Consider the following 11,266-nt stretch of genomic DNA (forward strand, 5'->3'; position numbering starts at 1 on the left):
AATTTGGCAACGCCCCGGCAGCGAGTCCGTCGGGTGCATTGGTGTAGCTCTGCAGGTCTCAGGCCCGCAACCTACGTTCGCGCTGGAGACGGGCCGCCCAGTTTCACGAAGCCATCTTGTCTATGCCCCATGACCACCTCTGAACTTCAACCTCTTGCCAAAGGCTGGGTCGCTTACTGGCTTACCGAAAGAGACTCTCCAGAGCGAGAGGCTCTCTCATGGGTTAGTGATCGTGAGTGGGACTTAGTCCAAGACGAACCGCTACTTGCCTGGGCGATGATTCTGGAAATACTCAAGCTCGACTCAAGCAATAAGATCCAAGAGGTGTTGGCCGCTGGCCCACTTGAGGATATTTTAGCCAAACACGGGCCCCTGGTCATCGAGTTGGTTGAATCAGAGGCCAAAGGTAATCCTACGTTTGCCAAGTTGCTTGGGGGTGTTTGGAAAAACTCGATGACAGACGAAATCTGGGCGCGAGTACAGGCAGTTTGGGATCGTAGAGGTTGGGATGGTATTCCTGATGCATAACCTTTCAGTCAAGAGGGACCGCCTACCGGCGGCCCCTTACTTTCAACGTTATGTCTCATAGCCGCTCAGTCCTTCGTCTGTTTGCTTTCGGCTATGCGCTCTTGGTTGGGTTCGTGGCGTTGTGGGCTTGGTGGGTCAACATCAGGCTTCTCCACTCAGAGCGCGAGCATTTGCTTCCTACAATTCTTCTTTTCTTAGGAAGCATGCCTTCTTCTTTAACGTTGGACTGGGTATACCAGCGTTGGCCTAATTTCTTTAACCGTCTTTGGCAACTTGCGTACCTCACTTTCTGCGCAATTTTCCAGTCGGGTGTTCTCTTCACTATTAGTCGGTGGTGGGAGAGCCGAAACGATGCATAACCTTTCTACAAGGACTTCCCGCTGAGTCAACGGTGTTCAGTGTTCTTCTTCCAAAGCGGTATTCCTTTCAGATGGACAGCAGGGCGTGGTGACCTGCTCCCCCAGGCCCGCGGCGCCCCACCTGCCTTCCGCTCGGGGTTGACAGCAGCCGCGTCCCTTTCTCAAGGGAGCGGCAGGACCGGGGCGGACGGCTATGCTGCCGGCCCATGTACGAATCGTTCTTCGGCCTGGCCTGCGAGCCGTTCTCGGTGGCGCCGGATCCGCGCTTTCTCTACCTCAGCAAGCAGCACCGTGATGCCCTGGGCTACCTGAACTACGGGTTGCGGCGGGCCGGCGGCTTTGTGCTGCTGACCGGCGAGATCGGGGCGGGCAAGACCACCGTCTGGCGGGCCTTCCTGGAGCAATTGCCGCCCCGGCTGGACGTGGCCTACGTGGTCAACCCGAAGATGAGCGTGCAGGCCCTGCTCAAGCGCCTGTGCGAGAGCCTGCAGGTGGAGTTGCCGGCCGATGCCGACCGCCCCGGCGCCGAGGCCGACCTGATCGACGCCCTGCACGGCCACCTGCTGCTGGCCCATGCCCAGGGCCGGCGCACCCTGGTGGTGGTGGACGAGGCCCAGGCCCTGGCCCTGCCGGTGCTGGAGCAGCTGCGCCTGCTGACCAACCTGGTGACCAACGAGGACAAGCTGGTGCAGGTGCTGCTGATCGGTCAGCCCGAGCTGCGCCAGCTGCTGGAGCACCCGGAGATGGCGCCGGTGGCGCAGCGCATCGTGGCGCGTTTTCACCTGCAGACGCTCAGCCGCGATGAGACCGAGGCCTATCTGAGCCACCGGCTGACGGTGGCCGGCCTGACCGGGCCGGTGCCTTTCGACGACGAGGCCATCCGGCGCATCCATCGTCTGTGCCGCGGCACACCGCGGCGCATCAACGTGCTGTGCGACCGGGCCATGACCCTGGCGGCCGAACGTGGCCAGCACCGGGTGGACCGCGCCCTGGTGGACCTGGCCGCCGGCCAGGTGTTCGACCTGCCGGGCTTGCGCGGCACGGTGCCGCTGCATGCAGCACGGTGGCTGGCCGGCGGCGCCGCGGCAGCGCTGACCGTGTTTGCGCTGACCCGGGTGTTGCCGCCCTGGCAGCAGGCCACGGCCGCTCCAGGGGCGGCGAGCGCGGTGGTCGCGGGGGTCGCTCCAGCACCGGCCTCATCCCCTTCCTCTGCGGCGGCCCTCGCCCGCACCGCGGCCTCGCCACCATCGGTTGCTGCGCCGGTGCCCACCCCGGTGGCGCCGCCGACAGCCACCGCACTCTCCCACGGTCTGCAACCCTACAGTCCCCTGGGGCCGGCCACGGACGACCTGAGCCAGATTTTTGCCCAGCCCCTGTCAGAGGCCGAGGCCTGGCAACGTCTGGCCCAGCGCTGGAAGCTGACCCTCCTGCCCACGCCAGACCCTTGCAGCAACCTGCCCAGCCAGGGCCTGCGCTGCCACAGCAGCCAGGGGGGACTGGGCCCGGTGCGCCTGCTGGACCGGCCAGGCTGGCTGCTGTTGACCGACCCGACCGGGCGCAGCGCCCGCGTGCTGCTGGAGGGCCTGCAAGGCGACCAGGCCCGGCTGGGCCTGGCCAATGGCCACACGCTGACCGTACCGCTGCTGAAAATCGCCCCCTGGTGGCAGGGGGAGTTCCACACGCTCTGGCGCAGCCCGCCGGGCTACGGGGGCGACGGTGTGTTGGCCGCGGAAGGTCCTTCGGGCCTTTGGCTGGCCGAACACCTGGCGCGGCTGGACGGCGGCCCCGCGCAGGACAAGGCCGAGGGCCTGGCCCTGCGCATCCGTGCCTTCCAGATGGCCCAGGGCCTGCGACCCGACGGCCTGCCCGGCCCCTTGACGCTGATGCGCCTGAACCACGCCACCGGCCTGGTGGAGCCCACGCTGGGCGAGGGCGCGGCGCGCTGAGCGGGCGTCGGCCCGTCAACCCGCCGGCCAGACCAGCCGGCGTTGGCTCTCGAAGGCCAGAGCCTGGCCGGTGATCGGATCGGTGAAGGCCAGGCGACGCGCCAGCAGCTGCAGCGGCCGGCTGAAATCCGGTGCCTGGCCGGGCGCCGGCTCGGGCTGCAGCACCGGGTAGACGCTGTCGCCCAGCAGTGGCGCGCCCAGGGCCAGCATGTGCACCCGCAGCTGGTGGGTCTTGCCGGTGTGAGGGGTCAGCCGGTAGTGAGCATGCACTCCGTCGTTGGAGAGCATCTCGACCCCGGTCTCGGCATTGGGCTCACCCGGCACCTCGTGCATTTGCATGCGCCGGTCTGACGGCTCCAGCCGGCTGCGCCGCTGCAGTGGGCTGACCAGCTCGGGCCGGTAGGGCGCCAGCGCCTCATAGACCTTCTGCACCTGCCGCTCGCGGAACAGGGCCTGGTAGGCGTTGCGGTCCTCGGGCCGGCGGCTGAACACCACCACACCGGCGGTTTCTCGGTCCAGGCGGTGCAGCGGGGTCAGATCGGTCAGCCCCAGGCGGCGCTGCAGGCGCGCTAGCAGGGTGTGGCGGGCATAGCGGCCCACCGGCGCCATCGGCAGGAAGTGCGGCTTGTCGACCACCACCAGGCGCTCATCCAGGTGCAGCACGTCTTCGGTGAAGGGAATGTCCACCTCGCCGTCCACCTCGCGCCAGTACCAGACCCGCTCGCCGGGCCGGTAGGCCGCATCCATGGCCAGGGCGACCCCGCGCTCGTCCAGCACCTCGCCGGCCGCCAGACGGGCCTGCCATTGCGGCTCGTCCAGCACCGGCAGGCGCCAGGCCAGGAAGGCACTCAGCCGGGGCCAGCGCTGGTCATGGGGCAGGGCCACACAGCTGGCCGGCACACCGTGGCGGGGCGCCGGCCGCCAGGCCGGGCGGGGACGGGACATGGGGCGTGATTGTGGCCTGCGCGCCCAAGGCTTCGGTCCGTCTGATCCGCCCTGCACGCTGTGGACAAGTCCTGTCAAGGCACAGCTCTGTGGACAAGTTTTGAACAAGGACCCGGTTTTCCACAGGCCGCGGCGATCCGGCCGGCTTGTTGTCTTTTGCTCCCCGGGTCAACATGGGCTCCGGCCACAGACTTTGAGGGCACCCAAGCAATTGATATCAAAGACGAATTTGAGGTTATCCACAGAAGAAGGCGCCCTCTACTACAACTGCCAAGTTGAAATATAAGAAGACAGAAGGAATAACAGCCTGGAGTTTTTTTCGACTGCGGCGCCTGCGGCGGGCCATTTCAAGGCGTGTAACGCACCTGGGTGGCGGTGAAGGTCAGGGTCTTGCCGTCCTGCACGCGCACGATCTTCAAAGGCATCCAGCCCAGGCCCTGGGCCAGGCCTACCTCGAAGCCGCCCTCCGGGCTGGTGCTGACCAGGCGCAGCGTCGGGTAGCCCTTGCCGTCGTAGCTGGCGGTGCCATCGGGCAGCTTGGTGAACTGGTGCGGCACCACATTGCGGCCGTTGGTCACCGGCACCGTCTTGCCAGCCACCTTGTCGCCCAGCCAGATCAACTGGTAGGCCAGGGCATTGATGTCCTGCAGGCCGTCGGTCAGGGGCTTCTCATGCAGGGGCACAGCGGTGCGGCCGTAGCTGACGACATGGGTGCTGCGGTCCACCTTGGCGACGGAGCGCGGCTTGGGGTCACCCACTTCGTAGTCTTCATAGGAAGAAGGCTCCAGACCCTGGGGGCCGACCCGGCCCTGGCTGACGTAGCGGCGGTTGGCAAAGCCCAGGGGCAGCTTGAGCTCGGTGCTGAGGGTGTAGCGGTCGCCATCCAGGCGCCAATGCTGTTCGGCCTCCAGGCTGACCACACCCCAGCGCACCTGGTAAGTCAGGTCGGCACTGCGGGGCAGATCGGCGGCATGGGCGGGCGCCAGGGCCAGGCAGGCAGCGCCCGCCAGCAGCCAAGACCGCGGGGAAGAAGAGGAAGGAGTTCGGAGCACGGTGGCCTTTCGCAGGGGTTTTTCAGTGGGACTTGTCCAGAAAACGGTGGTTCCGGCCCCGGTGTTGACCGCGGGCCAAGGCAGAGCATCTGTTACGGTGTCTCGCTGGTCTGATAGATTGCCCCTGGCGCAGCCAGTGCGGAGGTTCATGGAACCGTTTGTCGCAAATCCGCTCTCTGTGCTGTGGCGCCGGTGGTCAGTCCCCGGCGTTTTGCATTGGCGGTGATCCCGCCCTGCGCGCACTCCTGCAGAACACGCCAAGAAGAGAGAAGTCAATGAACGCACGTGCCCGGATGGGCTGGACGGTGGTGGTGGCTGTCGTGGCCGCCGGTGGGTGGTGGTGGCAGGGGCGGGGCGGATCGGGCGACGGGGCCGCGGGTGGCAAGGCCGGTGCTGCGGCGCACAGCCAGGCCGTGACCTTGGTCAACGTGCGCCAGCAGGACATGCCGGTGCAGGCCGAGGCCGCCGGCACGGTGGTGCCCCTGAACACGGTGGAGGTGCGGCCCCAGGTGTCCACCACGGTGCGCAGCGTGGCCATCCAGGAGGGGCAGTTCGTGCACCAGGGCGACCTGTTGTTCACCCTGGACGACCGCAGCGACCAGGCCAACCTGGAAAAGGCCCGCGCCACGTTGCTGCGCGACCAGGCCACGGCCGCCGACCTGGAGCGCCAGTGGCGCCGCAACCAGGAGTTGCTGGCCCAGAACTTCGTCTCGCAGGGGGCGCTGGACAGCGTCCAGGCTCAGCGCGACGCCCAGGTGGCCCTGGTGGCCTCGGACAAGGCCGCCGTGCGCGCCGCCGAGGTCGGCCTGGGCTACAACACCGTGCGGGCGCCCCTGAGCGGTCGGGCCGGTGCTATTGCGGTGCACCCGGGCAGCCTGGTCAGCCCCACGGGCGACCCGCTGGTGACCATCAGCCAGATCGACCCGATCGGCGTGAGCTTCACCCTGCCCGAGGCGCAGTTGCCCACCCTGCTGGGCGACGGAGCGCAGCAGCGCACGCCGCTGGCCGTGACGGTGCTGCGCAAGGCGGCCGATGGCGGCGAGGCCGCGCCGATGACCGGCCAGCTGAGCTTCCTGGACAACACGGTGGACAGCACCAGCGGCACCATCAAGCTCAAGGCCCGGCTGGCCAACCCGGCCCAGGCCCTGTGGCCGGGCCAGTACGTGACGGTGCGCCTGACGTTGCGCACCCTGAAGGACGCGGCGGTGCTGCCCCAGGCGGCCCTGATCATCAAGGGCGACGACCGTGAGGTCTATGTGGTGGGCGCCGACCAGAAGGCCAGCCTGCGGCCGGTGAAGGTGCTGAACAGCGATGGCGCCTGGGCCGCCGTCAGCGGCGTGAAGCCGGGTGAGCAGGTGGTGATGGAGGGCAAGGAGAACCTGCGTCCGGGCGGCAGCGTGCATGTGGCGCCCGCCGCGTCAGGTGCCGCAGGGGCATCCGGAGCCGGCGCATGAGCATCACCGAACTGTTCATCCGCCGTCCGGTGATGACGGTGCTGCTGAACGTGGCCATCGTCGTGGCCGGGCTGCTGGCCCTGGACAAGATCCCCGTGGCGGCGCTGCCGCGCTTTGACACGCCCACCATCAACGTCAATGCCAGCCTGCCGGGGGCCTCGCCCGAGACCATGGCCAGCTCGGTGGCGCTGCCGCTGGAAAAGCAGTTCTCGACCATCGCCGGCCTCTCGCTCATCAGCTCCAGCAGTTCGCTGGGCAGCACCTCGCTGACGCTGGAGTTTGACGCCACGCGCGACATCGACGCCGCCGCACTGGATGTGCAGGCCGCCCTGTTCCGGGCCCAGCGCAGCCTGCCCGAGGACATGACCACGCCACCGAGCTACCGCAAGGTCAACCCGGCCGATGCGCCGGTGCTGTTCGTGGCGCTGACCTCGCCGTCCATCGGCCTGACCCAGCTCAACGACTACGCCGAGAACCTGATCTCGCCCAGCCTGTCCACGCTGGAAGGGGTGGCCCAGGTGTCCATCTATGGCCAGCGCCGCTTTGCGGTGCGGGTGGAGGTGGACCTGGACCGCCTGGCCGAGCGCAACCTGACCCTGGACGAGCTGCGCGCGGTGCTGACCAGCGCCAACGCCAACACGCCGGTGGGCACGCTGGACGGCCCGCGCCAGACGCTGACGGTGCAGGCCAACCGCCAGCTGATGAACGCCAAGGACTGGCGCAATGTCATCGTGGCCACGCGCAACGGCGCGCCGGTGCGCCTGGCCGACGTGGCCCAGGTGCAGGACAGCGTCGAATCGACCAAGACCTACGCCGAGCTCAATGGCGAGCCCAGCATCACCCTGGCCATCCAGCGGCAGCCCGATGCCAACACCGTGCAGGTGGTGGACCGGGTCAAGGCCATGCTGCCGCGCTTTGCGGCCCAGCTGCCGGCCTCGGTCAAGATGACGCCGGTGAACGACCGCTCGCGCTCCATCCGCGAGGCGGTGCACGACGTGTACTTCACGCTGGCCCTGACCGTGGTGCTGGTGGTGCTGGTGATCTTCCTGTTCCTGCGGCGCCTGTCGGCCACGCTGATCCCGTCGTTTTCGCTGCCCATCTCGCTGATCGGCGCGCTGGCCCTGCTGTGGGCCGGCGGCTACAGCCTGGACAACATCTCGCTGCTGGGCATCACCCTGGCCGTGGGCCTGGTGGTGGACGACGCCATCGTGATGCTCGAGAACATCGTGCGCCACGTGGAGGACGGCATGGAGCCCTTCGCGGCCGCCGTGCGCGGCGCGCGCGAGATGAGCTTCACCATCCTGTCCATCTCCATCTCGCTGGTGGCGGTGCTCATCCCCATCTTCTTCATGCCCGGGGTGATGGGCATGCTGTTCCACGAGTTCGCGGTGGTGGTGGGTCTGTCCATCCTGGTGTCGGCGGCGGTGTCGCTCACCTTGGTGCCCATGCTGTGCAGCCGCTACCTGAAGCACGAGGCGCAGCACGAAGAGGGTTGGTTGGGCCGGACCTTCGAGGCCGGCTTCACCGCCTTCCAGAACGGCTACGGCCGCACGCTGGACTGGGCCCTGCGCCACCGCCTGCTGATGGGTGGCGTGGCCGTGGGCAGCCTGGCGCTGACGCTGTGGATGGCGGTGAGCATGCCCAAGGGCTTCTTTCCCGAGGAGGACATTGGCCAGATCCGCGTCAGCACCGAGGCGTCGCAGGATATCTCCTTCGACGCGATGATGGGCCTGCAGGCCCAGGTGGCCGCCATCTTCCGGGCCGACCCCAATGTGGCCACCGTCTCGTCCTTCCTGAGTGGCGGCAATTCGGGCCGGCTGTTCATCAACCTCAAGCCCCGGGGCGAAAGACCGTCCATGCCGCAGGTGGTGGAACAGCTGCGCAAGAAGCTGCGCGGCATCGCCGGCATCCAGGCTTACATGGCACCGGTGCAGAACCTGCAGCTGGGCGGCCGGCAGAGCAAGAGCCGCTACCAGTACACGCTGCAGAGCGTCAGTGCGGACGACCTGGCCACCTGGGCCCAGAAGCTGGAGGAGAAGCTGGCAGCCAACACCAGCTTCCGCGACGTGACCAGCGACGCCCAGAACGCGGGCCTGCAGGCCCAGCTCGTCATCGACCGCGACAAGGCCAATCTGCTGGGCGTGCAGCTGGCCGACGTGCGCTCGGCCCTGTACAGCGCCTTTGGCGAACGCCAGGTCAGCACCATGTACGGGCCGGCCAACAGCTTCGAGGTCATCATGGAGGCCGCCCAGGCCAACCGCGAGTTCGAGCAGGCCTTCGACAAGGTCTGGCTGCGCAGCAAGGCCGGCAACCTGGTGCCGCTGTCGGCCGTGGCCAGCGTGCAGCGCACCCTGGGCCCGGTGGCGGTGAACCACCAGGGCCAGCTGCAGTCGGTCACCATTTCGTTCAACTTGGCGCCGGGCGTGCCGCTGAGTGTGGCCACCCAGGCCATCGACCAGGCCAAGGCCGCGCTGGACATGCCGCCTTCACTGATTGGCACCTATGGTGGTGACGCCGCGGTCTATCAGCAAAGCCAGGGCAGCCAGATCGTGCTCATTGTGGCGGCGCTGGCTGTCATCTACGTGCTGCTGGGCGTGCTGTACGAGAGCTACATCCACCCGCTGACCATCCTGGCCGGCCTGCCCTCGGCCGCCATCGGTGCGCTGCTGGCGCTCAAGCTCTTCAACATGGAGCTGACCCTGATCGCCAGCATCGGCATCCTGATGCTGATCGGCATCGTCAAGAAGAACGCGATCATGATGATCGACTTCGCCCTGGACGCGCAGCGCAACCAGGGCATGAGCCCGCCTGAGGCCATCCGCGCCGCGGCCCTGCTGCGCCTGCGGCCCATCATGATGACCACCGTGGCCGCGTTGATGGGCGCGCTGCCCATCGCCCTGGGCATGGGCGCTGGCGCCGAACTGCGCCAGCCCCTGGGCCTGGCCGTGGTGGGCGGCCTGATCCTGAGCCAGGTGGTGACGCTCTACATCACCCCGGTCATCTACCTGGCGCTGGACCGCTGGGCCGGCGGCGGCCCCATCACCACCGAGGTGCCGGAGGCCGCCAGCAGGGCCTGAAGTGCATCCAGCGGGCTGCGCACCGCAGCCCCGCCCACCTTGAGCACATGGGTGTAGACCATGGTGGTCTTCACATCGGCATGGCCCAGCAGCGCCTGGACCGTGCGGATGTCATAGCCGGCCTGCAGCAGGTGGGTGGCGAAGGAATGACGCAGCGTGTGCGGCGAGGCGGGTTTGGCGATGCAAGCCGACTGCAGCGCCTGCTTGAAGGCGCGTTGGAAGGTCTGGTCATAGGCGTGGTGGCGCCGGATCTCGCCAGAGCGGGGGTCGGTCGAAAGATGATCCTGCGGGAAGACCCAGAACCAGGCCCAGCTTTGCGGGGCCCGCGGGTATTTGCGGGCCAGCGCATGGGGCAGTTCCACGCCGCCAGTGCCCCGCAGCTGATCGGCCCGCCACAGCACCTGGGCCCGGGCCAGTTGAGCCTCCAGGCCAGGGCGCAGGCTCTCCGGCAGCATCACCGCACGGTCCTTGTCACCCTTGCCCGAGCGGACCACCAGGGTCCGGTGCGCGAAATCAATGTCTTTGACCCGCAGGCGCAGCCCCTCCATCAAGCGCAGGCCGGTGCCATAGAGCAAATGGCCGAACAGCTGATGTTGGGGAGCCAGGCAGGCCAGCACGCGGGCCACTTCGTCCGGGCTGAGCACCACCGGCAGGCGCCGCCGAGGCACGGGGCGGATCACGTCGTTCATCCACGGCAGATCGGTGCCCAGGACCTGCCGATAGAGAAACAGCAACGCCGACAACGCCTGCCGCTGGGTGGACGCCGATAAATCGCATTGGGCAGCCAGGTGGGTCAGAAATTCTTCGACCTCTTCTTGCCCCATTTCAGCGGGATGGCGCAGACCCTGGAAGCGCACAAAGGCCTTGACCCAATACACATAGGTCTCCTCCGTCCGCAGGCTGTAGTGCAGCACGCGCAAGCGCTCGCGCAGGCGCCGCAGCAGGCGCGGTGAGCTGGGCGGCGATGGCGTGGGTTCCATGGGGAATGCGAGCGTCGATAACTGTATGCCTATACAGTATTTCGATGTATCCCCGTTGACATCCCCCATTCGGGGGAATCTGGTCCCCGCCTGTTACAACGAGCCCTTTGTCGCTCTGTTACGAAGTGATAAGCTGGCCCAAATTGTCAAAAATCTCAGTCGGCTCAGTCACTTGCGAGACCTTGCCCTTGGAATGTTCGGGAGCATCCAGGGGTTTGGGGGCGCAAATTGGGGTCGATAACTAGTTAGGTACTTGCTCGCATGCATCCCCACCGCTCTTTCCTCTGGATTCCTTCCTTCGTTGGCGGAATGGTTGCGATTGGAATCTCCGCCCTTTTTGGCACGCTCGTGGCAAATGTCTCACTTTGGGTTTTTCTGTCGCAAGGGCTTAATGTCCAGGAAGCTTATGCCCGTCTGGGGAGTTTCGACTTTTTCACTCCGAGCGCTCTACTGTCTCTGCTAGTGCTATTTTTTGCCGGCTTGTATGGTGGGTTCCTTTCTGCTCAGCGCGGCGGAAACCTTCATCTTCTACAGGCCCTGATTGCAGGTGTTATTGCAAATAGCTTTTTCTTGGTTATGAGCCTAGGGCCGTCTGCTGCTCCAACTCCAACCAAGTACATCGCAGTGCACATTTTTGTGCTTTTGAGTTCTAGCCTTATCGGAGGTTACTGGTATGCAAAACGTACCTAACATTCCGGTCAAGGCCGCTCCCTTCGGTCGCTGGACGCTGCGCGATAAACCGCCGCGCAGCGCCCCTTACCTACAACGTTGATATGGCTTCTTCCTGTCAAGAGGCAGCACCGATTTCTCCGCGCAGCGGATGTTGAATTCAAACCCGTTGCCGGACGGGGAACGCGACGGAGCCCGTTGGATGCCACCCGATGTGGATGCGCGACGGTTGCTCATGCTGATATGCGCGGGTTGG

General features: G+C 66.4%; 8 protein-coding genes. 5 read left to right on the plus strand and 3 right to left on the minus strand.

All coding sequences use genetic code 11. From position 1 onward, the window contains the following. Positions 1–129 precede the first annotated feature (129 nt). Positions 130–528 (plus strand): DUF6869 domain-containing protein, encoded by a 399-nt coding sequence (locus tag M0L44_RS21830; RefSeq protein ID WP_252772293.1) that lies wholly within the window; start codon positions 130–132, stop codon positions 526–528. A 565-nt stretch (positions 529–1,093) separates the two neighbouring features. Beyond that, a complete protein-coding gene (locus M0L44_RS21835) occupies positions 1,094–2,833 on the plus strand; it encodes an ExeA family protein (RefSeq protein WP_252772294.1) in 1,740 nt (579 codons plus the stop codon). Positions 2,834–2,848: 15 nt separating this feature from the next. Here the strand turns inward: M0L44_RS21835 and M0L44_RS21840 are convergent, their stop codons facing one another. Then, complete coding sequence (locus M0L44_RS21840; protein WP_252772295.1) at positions 2,849–3,778, minus strand: pseudouridine synthase; 930 nt, start codon at positions 3,776–3,778, stop codon at positions 2,849–2,851. 347 nt (positions 3,779–4,125) lie between these two features. Then, positions 4,126–4,830, minus strand: coding sequence for a DUF3108 domain-containing protein (locus M0L44_RS21845; RefSeq protein ID WP_252772296.1), 705 nt, complete (start codon positions 4,828–4,830; stop codon positions 4,126–4,128). Positions 4,831–5,105: 275 nt separating this feature from the next. Between M0L44_RS21845 and M0L44_RS21850 the strand changes: the two genes are divergently transcribed. After that, positions 5,106–6,284: an efflux RND transporter periplasmic adaptor subunit gene (locus tag M0L44_RS21850; protein ID WP_252772297.1), complete on the plus strand. Its 1,179-nt coding sequence runs from the start codon at positions 5,106–5,108 to the stop codon at positions 6,282–6,284. Further along, on the plus strand, positions 6,281–9,361 hold the full coding sequence (locus tag M0L44_RS21855) for an efflux RND transporter permease subunit (protein WP_252772298.1): 3,081 nt from the start codon (positions 6,281–6,283) through the stop codon (positions 9,359–9,361). The genes M0L44_RS21850 and M0L44_RS21855 overlap by 4 nt, the downstream gene beginning before the upstream one ends. On the opposite strand, the gene M0L44_RS21860 is transcribed toward M0L44_RS21855, so the two are convergent. Then, entirely contained in the window at positions 9,286–10,341 is a 1,056-nt protein-coding gene (locus tag M0L44_RS21860) for an integron integrase (RefSeq protein ID WP_252772299.1), read from the minus strand. The two genes, M0L44_RS21855 and M0L44_RS21860, sit on opposite strands and share 76 nt — an antisense overlap. Positions 10,342–10,602: 261 nt before the next feature. Between M0L44_RS21860 and M0L44_RS21865 the strand changes: the two genes are divergently transcribed. Continuing rightward, entirely contained in the window at positions 10,603–11,031 is a 429-nt protein-coding gene (locus M0L44_RS21865; RefSeq protein ID WP_252772300.1) for a hypothetical protein, read from the plus strand. Positions 11,032–11,266: the final 235 nt, after the last annotated feature.

It is taken from the genome of Ideonella oryzae (assembly GCF_024055665.1).
Taxonomy (GTDB): Bacteria; Pseudomonadota; Gammaproteobacteria; order Burkholderiales; family Burkholderiaceae_C; genus Ideonella; species Ideonella oryzae.